The organism is Labedella gwakjiensis (assembly GCF_003014675.1).
Taxonomy (GTDB): domain Bacteria; phylum Actinomycetota; class Actinomycetes; order Actinomycetales; family Microbacteriaceae; genus Labedella; species Labedella gwakjiensis.
On record NZ_PYAU01000001.1, the window covers coordinates 3,749,137 to 3,765,974 of the forward strand.

17 protein-coding genes are annotated in these 16,838 nt (G+C 68.8%); 8 read left to right on the top strand and 9 right to left on the bottom strand.

Going from position 1 to position 16,838, the window contains the following annotated elements:
- The first annotated feature begins 70 nt into the window (after positions 1-70).
- Genes CLV49_RS17685 through CLV49_RS17700 form a run of 4 tightly spaced genes read left to right on the top strand, consistent with a single transcriptional unit; the run spans position 71 to position 3,968 of the window.
- Positions 71-1,354, top strand: a complete 1,284-nt coding sequence (locus CLV49_RS17685) for a magnesium transporter MgtE N-terminal domain-containing protein (protein WP_106564713.1) — start codon at positions 71-73, stop codon at positions 1,352-1,354.
- A complete protein-coding gene (locus tag CLV49_RS17690; RefSeq protein WP_106564714.1) occupies positions 1,347-1,886 on the top strand; it encodes a DUF1003 domain-containing protein in 540 nt (179 codons plus the stop codon). Before CLV49_RS17685 ends, CLV49_RS17690 begins: the two co-directional genes overlap by 8 nt.
- Positions 1,879-3,051 carry an Mrp/NBP35 family ATP-binding protein gene (locus tag CLV49_RS17695; RefSeq protein ID WP_243696505.1) on the top strand — a complete coding sequence of 391 codons (1,173 nt, stop codon included), beginning with the start codon at positions 1,879-1,881 and terminating at the stop codon, positions 3,049-3,051. The genes CLV49_RS17690 and CLV49_RS17695 overlap by 8 nt, the downstream gene beginning before the upstream one ends.
- Positions 3,048-3,968, top strand: coding sequence for a hypothetical protein (locus tag CLV49_RS17700; RefSeq protein ID WP_127054211.1), 921 nt, complete (start codon positions 3,048-3,050; stop codon positions 3,966-3,968). Before CLV49_RS17695 ends, CLV49_RS17700 begins: the two co-directional genes overlap by 4 nt.
- A gap of 48 nt (positions 3,969-4,016) precedes the next feature.
- Here the strand turns inward: CLV49_RS17700 and CLV49_RS17705 are convergent, their stop codons facing one another.
- Positions 4,017-4,589, bottom strand: a complete 573-nt coding sequence (locus CLV49_RS17705) for an adenine phosphoribosyltransferase (RefSeq protein WP_106564716.1) — start codon at positions 4,587-4,589, stop codon at positions 4,017-4,019.
- Positions 4,586-4,972: a twin-arginine translocase TatA/TatE family subunit gene (locus CLV49_RS17710; protein ID WP_106564717.1), complete on the bottom strand. Its 387-nt coding sequence runs from the start codon at positions 4,970-4,972 to the stop codon at positions 4,586-4,588. Before CLV49_RS17710 ends, CLV49_RS17705 begins: the two co-directional genes overlap by 4 nt.
- Positions 4,973-5,083: 111 nt before the next feature.
- Between CLV49_RS17710 and CLV49_RS17715 the strand changes: the two genes are divergently transcribed.
- A complete protein-coding gene (locus CLV49_RS17715) occupies positions 5,084-5,752 on the top strand; it encodes an O-methyltransferase (RefSeq protein WP_106564718.1) in 669 nt (222 codons plus the stop codon).
- Between the two features lie 127 nt (positions 5,753-5,879).
- Here the strand turns inward: CLV49_RS17715 and CLV49_RS17720 are convergent, their stop codons facing one another.
- The 3 genes from CLV49_RS17720 to dapE form a co-directional block, all read right to left on the bottom strand.
- Complete coding sequence (locus CLV49_RS17720; RefSeq protein ID WP_106564719.1) at positions 5,880-6,050, bottom strand: DUF3117 domain-containing protein; 171 nt, start codon at positions 6,048-6,050, stop codon at positions 5,880-5,882.
- Between the two features lie 81 nt (positions 6,051-6,131).
- Positions 6,132-7,286, bottom strand: a complete 1,155-nt coding sequence (locus tag CLV49_RS17725) for a hypothetical protein (RefSeq protein ID WP_106565208.1) — start codon at positions 7,284-7,286, stop codon at positions 6,132-6,134.
- A gap of 130 nt (positions 7,287-7,416) precedes the next feature.
- Complete coding sequence (dapE, locus tag CLV49_RS17730; RefSeq protein WP_106564720.1) at positions 7,417-8,517, bottom strand: succinyl-diaminopimelate desuccinylase; 1,101 nt, start codon at positions 8,515-8,517, stop codon at positions 7,417-7,419.
- A 74-nt stretch (positions 8,518-8,591) separates the two neighbouring features.
- Between dapE and dapD the strand changes: the two genes are divergently transcribed.
- Positions 8,592-9,581, top strand: coding sequence for a 2,3,4,5-tetrahydropyridine-2,6-dicarboxylate N-succinyltransferase (gene dapD, locus CLV49_RS17735; protein WP_106564721.1), 990 nt, complete (start codon positions 8,592-8,594; stop codon positions 9,579-9,581).
- Positions 9,582-9,635: 54 nt separating this feature from the next.
- Positions 9,636-12,203, top strand: a complete 2,568-nt coding sequence (locus CLV49_RS17740) for a penicillin acylase family protein (RefSeq protein ID WP_106564722.1) — start codon at positions 9,636-9,638, stop codon at positions 12,201-12,203.
- A 43-nt stretch (positions 12,204-12,246) separates the two neighbouring features.
- On the opposite strand, the gene CLV49_RS17745 is transcribed toward CLV49_RS17740, so the two are convergent.
- From CLV49_RS17745 to CLV49_RS17760, 4 genes are all read right to left on the bottom strand, one after another.
- Positions 12,247-13,554 (bottom strand): citrate synthase, encoded by a 1,308-nt coding sequence (locus CLV49_RS17745; protein ID WP_106564723.1) that lies wholly within the window; start codon positions 13,552-13,554, stop codon positions 12,247-12,249.
- 149 nt (positions 13,555-13,703) lie between these two features.
- On the bottom strand, positions 13,704-14,813 hold the full coding sequence (gene dapC, locus CLV49_RS17750) for a succinyldiaminopimelate transaminase (protein WP_106564724.1): 1,110 nt from the start codon (positions 14,811-14,813) through the stop codon (positions 13,704-13,706).
- 19 nt (positions 14,814-14,832) lie between these two features.
- Entirely contained in the window at positions 14,833-15,153 is a 321-nt protein-coding gene (fdxA, locus tag CLV49_RS17755) for a ferredoxin (protein ID WP_106564725.1), read from the bottom strand.
- On the bottom strand, positions 15,150-15,710 hold the full coding sequence (locus tag CLV49_RS17760; protein ID WP_106564726.1) for a DUF6113 family protein: 561 nt from the start codon (positions 15,708-15,710) through the stop codon (positions 15,150-15,152). Before CLV49_RS17760 ends, fdxA begins: the two co-directional genes overlap by 4 nt.
- Positions 15,711-15,850: 140 nt before the next feature.
- Between CLV49_RS17760 and efeU the strand changes: the two genes are divergently transcribed.
- Positions 15,851-16,711, top strand: a complete 861-nt coding sequence (gene efeU, locus CLV49_RS17765) for an iron uptake transporter permease EfeU (RefSeq protein ID WP_106564727.1) — start codon at positions 15,851-15,853, stop codon at positions 16,709-16,711.
- Positions 16,712-16,838: the final 127 nt, after the last annotated feature.

Below are 16,838 nucleotides of genomic sequence, written 5' to 3' on the forward strand. Positions count from 1 at the left end.
TGTCCCACCCGCCGGCTGAACATCCCGTGACGAGACCGCCCGTCTTCGCGCGGCGGTCTAAGTTAGGAGGGTGAGTGCCACAAGAGTCTTCGTCGCCCGGTTGGCCGGGTGCATGGTGTTCGATCCGGCGGGTGACCGGGTCGGCAAGGTGCGCGACGTCCTCGTGGTCTCGAGACCCACCGATCCCCCGCGCGTCGTCGGCCTCCTCGTGGAGATCCCCGGCAAGAGGCGAGTGTTCGTGTCCATCAACCGGGTGACGAGCATCGCCTCGGGCCAGATCATCACGACCGGCCTCATCAACGTGCGCCGGTTCGAGCAGCGGGCCGGCGAGGAACGCGTCATCGCCGAGATCCTCGGTCGCAAGGTGCTCTTCGCCGACGGCTCGGGCGAAGCCACGATCGAAGACGTCGCTATCGAGCAGAAGTCGGGCGGGACGTGGGCCGTGAGCCAGTACTTCGTCCGGCGGCCGAAGACGAACTCGTCCCTGTTCGCGAAGGGCCACACCTCGTTCGTCTCGTGGCGCGACGTCGCCGAGAAGACCGGAGGCACGGAAGCCCAGTCAGCCGAGCAGCTCATCGCCACCTACTCGGACCTCAAGCCGGCCGACCTCGCGAGCACCCTCCTCGATCTGCCGGAGGAGCGCATGCTCGAGGTCGCAGGGGAGCTGCCGGACGACCGCCTCGCCGATGCTCTCGAGGAGATGCCCGAGAGCGATCAGGTGAACATCCTCGCCCAGTTCGACGACGACAGGGCGGCCGACGTCCTCGACCAGATGCAGCCAGACGACGCCGCCGACCTGATCGCCCAGCTGCCGACCGAACGCGGAGAGCACCTCCTGGAGCTCATGGAGCCGGAGGAGGCCGAGGACGTCAGGATGCTGCTGACGTTCGCGCCCGACACGGCCGGTGGACTCATGACGACCGAGCCCGTCATCCTGTCAGCCGATTCGACGGTGGCGGAGGCCCTCGCCCTCGTGCGCCGAGCCGAGCTCCCTCCCGCGCTGGGTGCTGCCGTGTGCATCACGTTGCCGCCGTACGAGCCGCCCACCGGACGTTTCCTCGGGATGGTGCACTTCCAGAGGATGCTGCGGTATCCGCCTCACGAACGGCTCGGCACGATCCTCGACCAGAGTCTCGATCCGGTCTCGGCCGACACGTCGGCCGCCGAGGTGTCTCGCATCCTCGCGAGCTACGACCTCGTGTCGGTGCCGGTCGTCGATGACAACCATCGCCTCGTCGGGGTGGTGACGATTGACGACATCCTCGACTACCTGTTGCCGGACGACTGGCGAAGTCACGGCGACGACGACCACCCCCAGAAGCTGCGTACCGGACGGAGGATGACGCATGGCTAGGAATTCGAAGGACGTGCGCCTCGACGCACCGAAAGGCATGCGCGCTCCCGTTCTCGTTCCGCGTCGCCGGCAGTCGAGCGACCGCTTCGGGCGCTTCACCGAGTGGATCGCCCGCGCGATGGGCACGCCCTGGTTCCTGCTCGGCCTCACGGCCTTCTGCATCGCCTGGCTGGGGTACAACACGGTCGCGCCCGAGAACATGCGATTCGACTCCGCGGCGCTCGGCTTCACGGCCCTCACCCTCATCCTCTCCCTCCAGGCGTCATACGCCGCTCCGCTCATCCTCCTCGCCCAGAACCGGCAGGACGACAGGGACCGCGTGCAGATCGAGCAGGACCGTCAGCGCTCCGAGCGGAACCTCGCCGACACGGAGTACCTCGCGCGCGAGGTCGTCGCGCTGCGGCTGGCCCTCAAGGACATGGCATCCCGGGATTTCATCCGGCAGGAGCTCCGTTCGCTCCTGGAGGAGCTCGAGGAGCAGCGCGACGGCGCGACAACCGACGGGGAGAGCGCGGACCGTTCCCGTGCATGACGGAGCGGTCCCGCAGAACCACGGCGCCCTCGCGGACCGCGTGCGTCGATCGCTCGACGCGGTCATCGATCCGGAGATCAGGCGCCCGATCACGGAGCTCGACATGGTCGGCGATGTCTCCGTCGACGCCGACGGGGCCGCGCAGGTCGACATCCGCCTCACCATCGTCGGATGCCCAGCCGCACGCACGATCGAACGCGATGTTCGAGAGGCGATCGCGCGCGTCGATGGGGTCACCTCCACCTCGGTCGACGTCGGAGTGATGAGTCGCGAACAACGGGCGGCCCTCACGGAACGTCTGCGCGGTCCCGGCAAGCGACGGATGCCCTTCACCGCGGACTCCCTCACCCGCGTCATCGCCGTCACGAGCGGCAAGGGCGGCGTCGGCAAGTCCACGGTGACGGCCAACCTCGCCGTGTCACTGGCCGCTCGCGGACTCGCCGTCGGGCTGGTGGACGCGGACGTCCACGGCTTCTCCATCCCCGGCCTTCTCGGACTCGACGACCCGGAACGACCGGGCCGCGCCGTCCGGCCCACGCGAGTTGACGACATGATCCTCCCCCCCGTCGCTCATGGAGTGAAGGTCATCTCCATCGGCATGTTCGTCGACGACCCGGCGACGGCGGTCGCGTGGCGCGGACCGATGCTGCATCGCACGATCGACCAGTTCCTCACCGACGTCTACTTCGGCGACCTCGATGTGCTGCTCCTCGATCTCCCGCCCGGCACCGGCGACGTGGCCATCTCTGTTGGGCAGATCCTCCCCCACGCCGAGGTCATCGTCGTGACGACGCCGCAGGCAGCTGCGGCCGATGTCGCCGAACGCAGTGGAACGGTCGCTCGTCAGACCGGGCAGCACGTCATCGGTGTCGTCGAGAACATGGGGGCTTTCGTCGCGCCGGACGGTACCGTGGTCGAGATGTTCGGGTCGGGGGGCGGGGCCGACGTGGCCGAGCGTCTTTCGCGCGGCCAGGAGGCCGCCGTGCCGCTGCTCGCTTCGATCCCGTTGAGCGTCGACCTCCGCAGAGGAGGAGACCTCGGCATCCCCGTCGTCCTCGATCGACCGGACGATCCGGCCGCGCGGGCGATCACGGCGCTCACCGACGCGGTGATGTCTCGCGGCCGCGGTCTCGCCGGCCGCCCTCTCGGAGTGAACGTCGTGTGAACCGACGACGGGCGCGAGTATCGACGGCCGCGGCGGTGGCCGTGCTCGTCGCCCTGTCGGGGTGCTCGTCGGCTCCAGCGCCACGGACCTCCGCGTCGGTCACCGTCTCCGCAGACACCGCGGCGGAAGACGCGGCAGCCGCCGCGACCGATGGGCACATCCTCGTCGGCGTGACCCAGGGGCGGACGGACTACACGACGGGGATGTTCGCGATCTCCGTCGAGAACGTCACGGACGCCGAGCTGATCGTCCGCTCGGCCCGGTTGTCCTCTCCGGCGTTCGACGCCGATGCCTCGTGGGACGGGGACGCCATCGTCCCGGCCGGACGGACGCGCGATCTCCGGATCGCCGTCCCCGAGTTCGATTGCCCCGCGACGGACCCGATGACGTCGATCGTCGTCTCCTACGAGTCCGACGGCGACTCGCGCACCGCCGTGCTCGCACCCGTGGACGAGTTCTCGACGGTCGAGAGGTTGTCGGACGCCGCGTGCTTCACGCAGGCGGTATCCGAGGTGGTCGCGTTCGGCCTGGCCGATCGTCTCGACCTCTCCGGGCAGGGGCCGGCTGCGGTGACGACGTTGTCCCTGACCGCGACCCCCGTCGCCGGTCCGGGTGCCGGGTCCCTGACCGTCCTGGGTGTCGACGCGACCACTCTGCTCTCTCCAGCGTCCGGGGACGCTGCATGGAGCGTCGACGAGAGGGTGGCGGCCGGGGACTCACCGACGACGATCGCGCTCCCCGCTGTGCCCGCACGCTGCGACGCTCACGCCGTCGCCGAGGACAAGGTCGGGACGGTACTCCGCGTGCGCGTGCTGCTCACCGGCGGCACGGAGGGCTCCGTGAGCGTGCCCGCGTCCTCCACGCTTCGAGCGGACCTCTACGCGTTCGTCACCGACCGGTGCGGGCTCAGCGGCTGACCGGGCGACGACGCACGGGTACCGGACGACGCACGAGCACAGCCTGACTCACACGTGGAACAGGCTCACGATCCGCGCAGCACCGTCGCCGGAGACCACAGCGCGCCCATCGAGAGCATCGATCTCGAGCACCACGGAAGCGCCGACGACGTCCCATCCGAGGCGATCGGCCACGCGGATCGCGGCTCCCAGCGTGCCGCCCGTCGCGAGGACGTCGTCCACGAGGAGCACTCGAGAGCCGGCGGGCAGATCCCCGCGATGCGCCTCGATCGTCGCACTGCCGTATTCGAGGTCGTAGCTCTGGGCTTCCGTGGCGCGCGGGAGCTTGCCCTGCTTCCTGATCGGCACGAGGCCTGCGCCCGTCCTCATCGCGATCGCTCCGGCCAGAAGGAATCCCCGCGCCTCGAGACCGGCGACCGCGTCGAAGCGACCCGCGAACGGGGCGATGAGCGCGTCCACCACGTCGGCGAAGGCCGCTCCGTCGGCGAAGAGCGGAGTGAGGTCGCGGAAGACGACACCGGGAGTCGGGTGGTCGGGGATCGACGCAATGAGGCCCAGCGCACGCTCGAGGGCGTCGCTCGACGCCGGCTCGCGACCGGCGCGGGTGGTGGACGCGGTCACGTGGACTCCGTATCGAAGGGCGGAGGCCCCGAATACTCTCCGGACTCCAGCTTCGACCGATGGGTCGGCTGCACGGACGGCTTCACCGTCGGCTCCTTGCGCGATGGAGCGGTGAGGACGGGCGCCGGCTCGTCGTCGAGGAGAGCCTCCTTGATGATGCGCCGCGGATCGTACTGACGCGGGTCGAGCTTCTTCCAATCGACCTCGTCGAATTCGGGCCCCATCTCCTCGCGCATGCGATCCTGGGCACCACGGGCCAGGTCGCGGAGCCACCGGATGAACTGGGCGAACTTCGACGCGTAGAGCGGCAGGCGCTCCGGACCGACGATCAGCACGGCGATGACCGCGATGAGCAGCACCTTCTCAGGGGTCAGTCCGAACACGGATCAAGAGTACCCCGACGTGGCTGCACGTCCGGCCAGCGCCAGCGCCGTATCCTGGCTGAGATCAGCGGCAGACCCTTTGCCACGACACCACGACCACGGAGCGAACCAGTGACCCCTCACGACGCCAAGTCCTCTCACGACGGCAAGTCTGAGCACGTCGCCAACTGGAAGTACGCCGACGACGTCGTCGTCGAGGCGGAACCCATCGCCCGCGCCCGCGCCCATTCGATCGAGGTGGGGATCGATGCGGTCTCCCCCGCCGTCGGCGCGCAGCTCGCGCTCCTGGTGGCAGCCACTGGCGCTCGGAACATCATGGAGATCGGGACCGGTTCCGGAGTGTCGGGGCTGTGGATGCTCTCCGGGAACCCGCGCAGCGCCCTGACGTCGATCGACAGCGAGGTCGAGCACCAGGCTGCGGCCCGCGAGCACTTCCACGATGCGGGCATCCCGACGAACCGATTCCGGCTCATCGCCGGGAAGGCCCTCGACGTCCTCCCGCGCATGAACGAGAACTCTTACGATCTCGTTCTCGTCGATGCGGACTCCGCCTCGGTCATCGAGTACTTCGAGCACGCCCTCAGACTGGTCCGGGCCGGCGGAACCGTCGTCGTGACGCACGCTCTGTCCCGCGGGCGCGTCGCCGACCCCGCGGCACGGGACGACGTGACCGTCGGCTACCGCAGTCTGATCGATGAGGTCGCCTCGTCGACCGCCGTCGTCAGCGCCCTGTCCGTCGTGGGAGACGGACTCCTCCAGGTCACCACGCTCGCGACCTGATCGCGGCGTCTCGAGGGCGACTCGGGACAAGCGAAACGCGTCCGTGCCCCGAGGGGACCGGACGCGTTTCGCGTTCACCCGACGAATCGGGCCTTACTGATCAGACTGTCGTCGACCGGTGGTTCGATCAGACGGAGACGACTGCGGCGAGCGCGTCGTGGAGTTCCTTCGCTTCGGCATCGTTCACCGACACGACGAGGCGACCTCCTCCTTCGAGCGGCACGCGCACAATGATGAGCCGACCCTCCTTTACGGCCTCCATCGGCCCATCTCCGGTCCTCGGCTTCATTGCGGCCATTCGGCTCCCCTTTCGTGTACTACTCCCTATTATCCGTGATTGTTCGCGCTTCGCGCCAATTGCGCGGCACCGGAGCGGGCATCACGGGGGTGTCCAGTCGTATCCGTCCACCCTCCAGGCGATCAGGAGCCACCCCCACTGGAGCGCCAACGAGCCGAGGACGACGAACACCCGATACACGCGGGACGTCGGGACGGCGATCGCGCCGGCGAGCGGGAAGAGCGGCACGAGAAGCCGGAAGGTGCTCGACTGCGGGAAGAAGACGGCGAGGAGGTAGAGCGCGTAGCTCGCCAGCCACAGGCGCAGATCGACGCCGAGAGCCCGGACCGGTCGCGAGAGGAGCGCAGCCGCGAAGCCCAGGACGATGAGGACCACGAGGACCCAGCCCCAGCGACTCCCCACCCACCACTCGAGCCCCTGGAACCACGGGGCGAAAGGAACGAGGTGCTGGTACCCGATGTAGGCCGAGCGCCACGCGAGTTCCGTATCGGTGTAGGCGGTGATCGATCCGGTCACCGCCCAGGCGATGGCCGGCCAGGCGAACCCGACGACGACGCTCGTCACCGTGGCGAGGATCGCGGTCGGGAGCTCTCGCGGTGCGAACGGGTCCTGACGCCGGCGCACGAGCCGGACGACCACGTGCAGGCCGAGGAACAGCGCGAAGGCGAGCGCACTCGGCCGTGTGAAGCCCATCACGACGATGACGGGGACGAGGAGCAGGTACCGGCGACGCAGCAGGAGGAGGAGAGCCCAGGCGAGGAGGAGCAGGTGCAGGGACTCGGCGTACGCCACCTGGAACACCGCTGACACAGGGGCGACGGCGAAGACCACGACTCCGAAGAGGGCCGTCCGACGATCGAGTCGCTCCCGGAAGAGCAGGTACGTCACGAGCGCCGCGCCGAAACCCGCCAGGATCGACACGGCGACGGCGGCGAGGGCCCACTCCGCCCCCGTGAGCACCATCACGATGCGGACGACCGCCGGGTACACGGGCATGAACGCCCAGGCGTTCTCACCGACGTGGCCGTCCTCGGTGAGCGGGAGCGACGAGGGGTAGCCGGAGACGGCCACGATGTTGTACCAGCGACCATCCCACATCGAGGCGAAGTCGATGTAGCGCGGCGAGGCACCCGTCCAGGCGTTCTCCGGCTGAGCGGCGGCGAGGACGAGGAGGAAGACGGTCGTGACGACCCTGGCCGCGCCGAAGACGACGAGGACCGCCGCCCACCATGGCATGCCTCTGAACCTGTCGCCGCGCACGCCGCGGGTCGCCGCCCCGTGGGCCACCCTCATCGACGCCGTGGAACGGGCTTCCCCGTCCGTCACCGGCGGGACGAGGCCGGTCGCGGACCGCGGTGGGTCACGATCACGCCGTGAGCCACGACCGGAGACCCCGCTCGCACTCGACGATCTGCTCGACCGAGCAGCGTTCGTCGTCGGCGTGCGCCTTGAGGGGATCGCCCGGACCGTAGTTCACGGCCGGCACGCCCATGGCCGAGAACCGGGCGACGTCCGTCCACCCGTACTTCGGGGCAGGCTCCGTCCCCGTCGCGTCGACGAACTGACGAGCGATGGGAGCGTCGAGCCCCGGGCGAGCCCCCTCGGCCTGATCGACCACACGGATGTCGTAGCCGCCGAACAACTCGTGCATGTGCGCTATGGCCTCCTCGACCGAGCGACTGGGCGCGAAACGGTAGTTGATATGGACCATCGCTTCGTCGGGGATGACGTTCCCGGCGATCCCGCCGGAGAAGCCGACGGCGTTGAGGCCCTCCCGGTAGACGAGCCCGTCGACCTCGACCTGGCGCGGCTCGTAGGCCGCGAGGGTGTCGAGAACGGGGACGATCTTGTGGATCGCGTTGTCGCCCACCCAGCTGCGCGCGGAGTGCGAGCGGAGCCCGAACGCCCTCACCTCGATCCGCAGGTTGCCGTTGCACCCGCCCTCGATCCGTGAGTTCGACGGTTCGCCGAGGATCGCGAAGTCGCCCGCGAAGAGGTCGGGGCGGTTGGCCGCGAGTCGGCCGAGGCCGTTCAGCTCAGCCGAGACCTCCTCGTGGTCGTACCACATCCACGTGATATCGACACTCGGCTCGGTGAGGGCGGCGGCGAGGTGGAGCTGAACGGCCACCCCGGCCTTCATGTCCACCGTTCCACGCCCCGTGATGTATTCGACGCCATCGATCGTCTCTCGGACGGTCGGGACGTTGTCGTTGATGGGCACCGTGTCGATATGCCCGGCGATGACGACCCGCTGCGACCGGCCGAGATCGGTGCGGGCCACGATCGTGTCACCGTCGCGCACGACGTCGAGGTGAGGAAGGGCGCTGACGGCCTCGAAGATGAGGTCAGCGAGAGGCCCCTCGTCCCCCGAGACGGACTCGATGTCGCAGATGATCCGGGTCAGCTCGACGGGTGAAGCCGTCAGGTCGAGTCGATCGGGCGTGGCCGTCGCGGTGGGAGACTCCATGGCCCCAGTTTATCGATGCCATGGAGGGCGACATCGGGCGTCCTCCACGCCGCACTCCAACTAGCCTAGGAGTCATGACCGCTCCTGACGCCTCCTCCCCGTCCGCTCCGGCCACGACAGCCGAACCGCGCTTCGCCTGGGGGTACGGCCTCGCCTCGACGGCCGCCGACGGCACCGTGCTCGACACGTGGTTCCCCGAGCCGCGACTCGGTCGACTCCCGGCGGGCCGAGACAAGTGGATCGCTCCGGCCGAATTCGAGAACCTGGCGACGGCCGACCCGCGACGGCGAGTCACCGTCGACGTGGTGACGGTCGAGATCGACCTCGACGCAGCCCCAGCCGACACGCCAGACGCCTACCTGCGACTGCACCTGCTGTCCCACGTGCTCGTCGCCCCGAACACGATCAATCTCGACGGCGTCTTCGGGCATCTCCCGATCGTCGTGTGGACGAATGCCGGCCCGGTGCACCCCACCGACTTCGACACCCTCCGCCCGGCTCTGCAGCGCGCGGGCATCCACGCCACGGGCATCGACAAGTTCCCCCGCCTCCTCGACTACGTCACGCCGGATCGAGTGCGTATCGCCGACGCGTCCCGCGTCCGGCTGGGGGCGCACCTGGCCCCCGGAACGACCGTCATGCACGAGGGCTTCGTCAACTTCAACGCGGGGACCCTCGGGGCCTCGATGGTGGAGGGGCGGATCTCGCAGGGGGTCGTCGTGGGCGATGGCAGCGACATCGGCGGCGGCGCATCCATCATGGGAACGCTGTCGGGAGGCGGGTCCCACCGGGTGTCCGTCGGGGAACGGGCGCTCCTCGGAGCGAACTCGGGGATCGGCATCTCGATCGGCGACGATTCGGTCGTGGAGGCCGGGCTCTACATCACGGCAGGGACGAAGGTCACCGTCATCGATACGAACACCGAGGACCGCCCGGTCGTGAAGGCGGCGGAGCTCAGCGGCCACCCTGGTCTGTTGTTCCGCCGGAACTCCACGACGGGCGCCGTCGAGGTGCTCCAGCGCTCAGGGACCGGTATTGTCCTGAACACCGCGCTGCACGCCTGACGGGTTCACCCCTCCGGCCGTCGACCGGCCGGTTGCCGACACGAGGGAGTGCGCATGCGACGGGACGCCTACGACAGACGCCGACACCCGGTTCGTCGAGCAGCCCTCGTCGTCATCAGTCTGCTCGCCGTGGCCGCCGTCGTCGTGGGAGGGATCGGACTCTGGACGGTGCAGCGTTCCTTCCCGCAGACGTCCGGTGAGCTGAGTCTCGCGGGCCTCGACGCGGACGTCGTCGTGACCCGCGACGCCGCAGGGATCCCGCAGATCGTGGCGGACTCCGCGGCGGACCTGTTCGCCGCGCAGGGCTTCGTGCACGCTCAGGACAGATTCTGGGAGATGGACTTCCGGCGCCACGTCACCGCCGGCCGCCTGTCGGAGCTGTTCGGATCGAGCCAGATCACGACCGACACCTTCATCCGCACACTCGGCTGGCGCACTGTCGCCGAGGCCGAGGTCGAGTCGCTCGACGACACGTCCCGCTCCTACTACGAGGCGTATGCGCGGGGCGTGAACGCGTACCTCGATTCCCGGAGTGGAGCCGATCTCTCGCTCGAGTACGCGGTCCTCGGACTGCAGAATCCGGGATACGAGCCCGAGCCGTGGACGCCGGCCGACAGCGTCGCCTGGCTGAAGGCCATGGCGTGGGATCTGCGATCGAACCTGGAGTCGGAGATCGACAGGGCGCTCCTCTCATCGACCCTCGATCCCTCTCTCGTCGCCGACCTCTACCCGCCGTACCCGGCGGACCGTCATGCGACGATCGTCGGCGGGGCGAACGCGCTCTCCACCCCGATCTCCACCAACGCTCTCGCCTCCGCGCCGACGATCGACACCGACAGCACGGCCGACACCGAGGCCACGACACGATCCCTCTCGACCCTCGACGCCGTCCTCTCGGGCCTGCCGGAACTGCTCGGCCGCGCGGGCTCCGAGATCGGCTCGAACGCCTGGGTCGTGTCCGGCGATCACACCGAGTCCGGACGCCCCCTCCTTGCGAACGACCCGCATCTCGGGCCGGCGATGCCGTCGATCTGGTACCAGATGGGTCTGCGCTGCAGCACGGTGAGCGACGCCTGCCCCTTCGACGTGGCGGGTTTCACCTTCTCAGGGCTCCCCGGTGTGATCATCGGCCACAACGATGCCGTCGCCTGGGGCTTCACGAACCTCGGGCCCGACGTCGCCGACCTCTACCTCGAACGCGTCACGGGCGACGAGTACGAACTCGACGGGGAGATGATCCCGCTCGACGTCCGGGAGGAGACGATCCGCGTCGCCGGAGGAGACGACGTCGAGATCCGGATCCGCTCCACGGGGCGGGGACCGATCGTGTCGGACGTCTCCCCCGACCTCGGTGCCATCGCCGAGGACCTCCCCTCCACGACAGAGCAACCGGAAGGCGACTACGCCCTCTCCCTGCAGTGGACGGCCCTGACTCCGGGACGAACGCCCACCGCGATCTTCGCCATCGACGCTTCCCGTGACTGGGACTCCTTCAGGGAGGCGGCACGCCTGTTCGAGGTGCCGTCCCAGAATCTCGTCTACGCGGACGTGGAGGGCAACATCGGCTATCAGGCGCCCGGGCGGATCCCGATCAGGGCCGGTGGAGACGGGACCACCCCTCAGACAGGGTGGACGAGTTCGACGGGCTGGACCGGCGAGGTCCCCTTCGACGACCTCCCGAGCGTCTACAACCCGCCCTCCGGATACATCGTGACCGCCAACAACGCCGTCACGACCCCCGGTGACGGCCCGTTCCTGACCACGGACTGGGATGCCGGATACCGCGCCGATCGGATCGACACGCTCGTGCGCGGACTCATCGAGGAGGGCGAGCCGATCACGGCCGACGACATGGCGGACATCCAGGGCGACGACTACAACGCCGTCGCGGCCGTCATCGTTCCCCGGATCCTCGAGCTGGAGTCGTCCGGACGGGTCGCGGACGCTCAGGAGATCCTCGCCGATTGGGACTTCCACGACGACGCGGACAGCGGCGCCTCCGCTCTGTTCAACGTGTTCTGGAAGACGCTGCTCGACACCACCTTCCGTCCCTCGCTCCCGGACGACCGCCCGCCGGCCGGAGGATCCCGGTGGTTCCTCGTGGTCGAACGGCTGCTCGAACAGCCCGACTCCGCCTGGTGGCAGGATGAGGCCGACGACGTGTCGGGCGTCGAGGACGCCCTCGCTCGGGCGGTCACCGACGCCTGGGCGGAGACGACAGCCCTGCTCGGCGGGGACTCCGAGGAATGGGCCTGGGGCGACCTCCATCGCCTCGACATCCGCAACGCGAGTTTCGGCACATCGGGCGTCGCGCCGATCGAGTGGCTCTTCAACAGAGGCCCGTGGGAGCTCTCCGGAGGCTCGAGCGTCGTGGATGCGGCCGGATGGGATCTCCCGAACGGTTACGCGGTGGACTGGGTCCCCTCCATGCGAATGGTCATCGACCTCGACGACTTCGACCGGTCGACGTGGATCAACCTCACGGGTGCCTCAGGGCACGCTTTCCACCCGCACTACACGGACCAGACCGACGCCTGGGCGAGCCACGAGACACGCACGTGGGGGTTCACCCCGGACGCCGTCGAGAACGCCACGGTGGATACCCTCGTACTCACGCCGTAACCGGCGACCCCCCGAACGCGCTCATGGTCCAGCCCGTCGGGGCTCAGCCGCGCGGGAACTCGCGCTCGCCCGGACCCACGTAGAGCTGCTGGGGGCGGCCGATCTTCGTCTGCGGGTCGAGGTTCATCTCGCGCCAGTGCGCGATCCAGCCCGGCAGGCGACCGATCGCGAAGAGAACGGTGAACATCCGCTCGGGGAAGCCCATCGCCTTGTAGATGACGCCCGTGTAGAAGTCGACGTTGGGGTACAGACGACGCTCCTTGAAGTAGTCGTCCTCGAGGGCGATCTGCTCGAGCTCCTTGGCGAGGTCGAGCAGGGGATCCTGGACCCCGAGGTGCTCGAGCACGGCGTCGGCGCTCTCCTTGACGATCTTCGCGCGCGGATCGTAGTTCTTGTAGACGCGGTGCCCGAAGCCCATGAGCTTCACGCCGTCTTCCTTGTTCTTCACCCGCTCGACGAACCGGGAGACGCTCTCACCGCTGTCTCGGATCTTGCCGAGCATGTCGAGGACGGCCTCGTTGGCTCCGCCGTGGAGCGGACCCGAGAGGGCGTTGATACCGGCGGAGATCGAGGCGTAGAGGTTCGCCCCCGTCGAGCCGACGAGCCGCACCGTCGACGTTGACGCGTTCTGCTCGTGGTCCGCGTGCAGGATGAGCAGGCGCTCGAGCGCACGGGAGAGCACGGGGTCGATGTCGTAAACCTCGGCGAGGTTGCCGAAGTTCAGCTTCAGGTAGTTGTCGACGAAGCTCAACGAGTTGTCCGGGTACAGGAACGCCTGCCCGAGCGACTTCTTGTGCGCGTACGCGGCGATGACCGGGAGCTTCGCGAGCAGACGGATCGTGGTGATCTCGATGTGCTCGGGGTTCTTCGGATCCTCGCTCGTCTCGTAGTACGTCGACAGCGCGGAGAGGGCGCTCGAGATGACCGCCATGGGGTGTGCCGTGTGAGGGAGCGCCGAGAAGAAGCGCTTGAGGTCCTCGTGGAGCAGCGTGTGACGGCGGATGCGCTCGTCGAACTCCGCGAGCTCGGTCTCCGTGGGGAGCTCGCCGTAGATCAGGAGCCAGGCCACCTCGAGATAGCTGGATGAGGCCGCGAGCTGCTCGATCGGATAGCCCCGGTAGCGCAGGATCCCGGCGTCACCGTCGATGTACGTGATCTTCGACTTCGTGGCCGCGGTGTTGACGAACCCGTAGTCGAGCGTGGTGTACCCGGTCTTCTTCGTGAAGGCGGAGATGTCCATGCTCGACGCGCCATCGACGGATGGCAACAGGGGGAACTCGGCTGTCCCACCGGGATAGGACAGCGTGGCCGTCCCGTCGTCATTCGCGGAATCGTGACCGGCGTCGCCCACAGTGCCTCCCTGGCTGGATGTTCCATTCGAGCCGCGCCACCGACGGTTCCCGACGGCGGCGCCAACGACTACAGCCTAATCGGCGGGGACACCTACTGTCGCATCCGCCAACACTCGGGCGCGGACGCCGGAGGTTTCCACAAATCGTGTCAGGCGAGAGCGGAGAGACGTCCCGCCGCGGCGGCGACGCGTTCGTCCGTCGCCGTGAGCGAGAGGCGGACGTGCTCTGGCGAGGTCGAGCCGTAGAACGGACCGGGGCCCCCGAGGATGCCGAGTCGCGCGAGTCGCGCGATGGAATCCCACGACGGCCGCCCTTCCGTCGCCCAGAGGTAGAGACCGGCCTCGCTGCCGTCGATGCGGAACCCCGCGCGCTCGAGCGCCGGTCGGAGAACGTCCCTCCGGTCCCGGTACCGCTGCTTCTGCCGCTCGACGTGCACGTCGTCGGACAGCGCGACGGTCATCGCGCGTTGGAGGGGGGCCGGCACCATGAGTCCGGCGTGCTTCCGAACGGTGGTGAGGCGTGCGATCGTGTCGCGGCAGCCCGCGGCGAACGCCGCCCGGTACCCGGCCATGTTGCTCTGCTTGCTGAGCGAGTAGATCGCGACGACGCCGCGGTCGTCTCCCCCGGTCACTCGGCGATCCAGGATCGAGGGAATGGGTTCCGTGTCCCACGGCGCGTCCCAACCGAGCTCGGCGTAGCACTCGTCACCCACGATCACGGCACCGAGCTCCCGAGCGCGCTCGACCCTCGACCGCAGGGCCCCGACGTCGAGCACCCGCCCATCGGGGTTGCCCGGGGAGTTCAGCCACACGAGCCGCGTCTTCTCGGGCCAGTCGGCCGGGTCGTCCGAGGCGACGGCGGTCGCGCCGCTCATCGCCGCGCCGACCGCGTACGTCGGATAGGCGGCCTGCGGGTGCACGACGACGTCACCGTCGCCGAGTCCCAGCATGTAGGCGAGGAAGGCGACGAATTCCTTGGAGCCGATGGAGGGAATCACCTGGTCCGTCGTGAGTCCGACGACGCCGCGTCGCCGCGCGAACCACTCCACGACGGCGGCGCGCAGCTCGGGGGTGCCGATGGTCGCGGGATAGCCGTGCGCATCCGTGGCGACGGCGAGGGCGTCACGGACGATCGCGGGCGTCTCGTCGACGGGGGATCCGATCGACAGGTCGATCAACCCGTCCGGATGAGCAGACGCCTCCGCAAGGAATGGCGCCATGGCGTCCCACGGGTAGTCCGGCAGCGGCGAGAGGGCCATGGAGGACTCCTCGGAACCGTCAGTGAGACTGCGGAGGCAGGGCGGCGATGACCGGGTGGTCCTTCGGGATCACCCCGACCTTGGCTGCCCCACCGGGCGACCCGATCTCCTGGAAGAATTCGACGTTCGCGGTGTAGTAGTCGCTCCACTCGCCCGGGAGGTCGTCCTCGTAGTAGATCGCCTCGACCGGGCAGACCGGCTCGCACGCTCCGCAGTCGACGCATTCGTCTGGGTGGATGTAGAGCGAGCGCTCGCCCTCGTAGATGCAGTCGACGGGGCACTCGTCGATGCAGGCACGGTCCTTGACATCCACGCAGGGGAGGGCGATCACGTACGTCACGGTGTGGGGAACTCCTTCGCGTCGGGTCCGTCCAGTCTATCGGCGGGCGCGGGCTGCCGGACGCCTTGCGCTCCGCCGCCACGGGCGGGGAGGGAGGGGAACGAGATCACGAGTGCAGCGAGGAGGGCGGGCCCGAGCACCCAGATGAGCCCGGAGACACCCTGCTGGATCAGCACGGAGCCGCCGGAACTCTCGAGCGAGAACAGCGCCACGATGCCCACGACGCCGACGGCGGCGGCGACGACGGGCAAGCGCTCCCCCAGCACGAGACGGAATCCGGCGAACAGAGCGAGGACCCCGACGAGGGACAGGACGAGGCCCCACGGGACGGTGACGGACGCGATCGTGACCGAGAGCGGATGAGCGACGGTGCCGACGGCGCCGTAGACGACGCCGACGATGAAGGCGAGGGCGACACTCACGAAACGTGAAGCCACGCTCGGACGACCATCGTCATCGTCGACGTCTCCGATCGCGGGCGGCGCGACCTGCCAGGTCGGGATCCGGTGTTCCTGCTCCGGGTCGTCCGCTCGGCCGTCACCCAGGTTCGCAGTCACCGCAGAAGTCTATCTGGACATCTCATGGCCCCGTCGCTATGGTCAGAACGGCCACTGGTTAGGCAAGCCTTTCCAAACCGCACATTCTCCCTCCACCGTCGGGCGATTCGATCGTCTCCACCGTCCCCCAAGGATCCCGCGTGTTCGCCAGTCTGCTGATCGGTCTCCGTGAAGGCCTCGAGGCCGCCCTCGTCGTGGGCATCCTCGTCGCCTACGTCGACCGCATCGGTCGACGCGACGTGCTCCCCCGCCTCTGGGCCGGCGTCGCCGCTGCCGTCGTCCTCTCGCTGGGCGTCGGTGCGATCCTCACGTGGGGGCCGTACGGGCTCTCCTTCCAGGCACAGGAGATCCTCGGCGGCGTCTTCTCCCTGCTCGCCGTCGGGCTCGTGACGTGGATGATCTTCTGGATGGCGGCCAACGCGCGCACCATGGGGTCCGACCTCCGAAGCCGACTCGACACGGCGATCGGCACGTCCGGCGGAGCGGTCGTGCTCATCGGATTCGTCAGCGTGGGCCGCGAGGGGATCGAGACGGCTCTCCTGCTCTGGGCCGCCACCTCGTCATCGCAGAACGCCGTCACGGGTTCGGTGGCCGCCGTCGTCGGCATCCTCCTCGCGATCGGTATCGCGTGGCTCATCAACCGCGGACTCGTCCGTGTCGACCTGTCGAGGTTCTTCCGGTGGACTGGCGTGTTCCTCATCGTCGTGGCGGCCGGGATCCTCGTCTACGGCATCGGTGATCTTCAGGAGGCCGCCATCCTCCCCGGATGGGGCGTCGCGGCGTTCGACGTGAGCGGGATCATCCCTCCGAGCAGCTGGTACGGCACGCTCCTCGCCGGAATCCTCAACTTCACTCCCCAGCCCACGTGGGCGCAACTCATCGGCTGGATCGTCTACCTGCTGGTCGTCCTCACGTTCTTCCTGGTCCGGACGACGAGAAGTCACGGCCGCCCCGACCTCGGCCGGGCCGGTCCCGCCTCCTCGGCGAGCATCCCCGCCTGACACCGCCGGGGTCCACGACACCCCGCTCGCGTCGGTCGCCGCGGTCCGCCCGCCGCAGGTCGGCGACCACCCGTCGTCGTGCCGCGTTCACTCGATCCTCCTCAGCCCCTCTCCCCCATCCGACTGG

Coding starts and splice junctions, on each gene's coding strand:
- CLV49_RS17690 (WP_106564714.1), top strand. CDS start 1,347: ATGGCTAGGAATTCGAAGGACGTGCGCCTCGACGCACCGAAAGGCATG.
- CLV49_RS17720 (WP_106564719.1), bottom strand. CDS start 6,050: ATGGCCGCAATGAAGCCGAGGACCGGAGATGGGCCGATGGAGGCCGTA.
- CLV49_RS17725 (WP_106565208.1), bottom strand. CDS start 7,286: ATGCCATGGTGGGCGGCGGTCCTCGTCGTCTTCGGCGCGGCCAGGGTC.
- dapE (WP_106564720.1), bottom strand. CDS start 8,517: ATGGAGTCTCCCACCGCGACGGCCACGCCCGATCGACTCGACCTGACG.
- dapD (WP_106564721.1), top strand. CDS start 8,592: ATGACCGCTCCTGACGCCTCCTCCCCGTCCGCTCCGGCCACGACAGCC.
- CLV49_RS17740 (WP_106564722.1), top strand. CDS start 9,636: ATGCGACGGGACGCCTACGACAGACGCCGACACCCGGTTCGTCGAGCA.
- dapC (WP_106564724.1), bottom strand. CDS start 14,813: ATGGCCCTCTCGCCGCTGCCGGACTACCCGTGGGACGCCATGGCGCCA.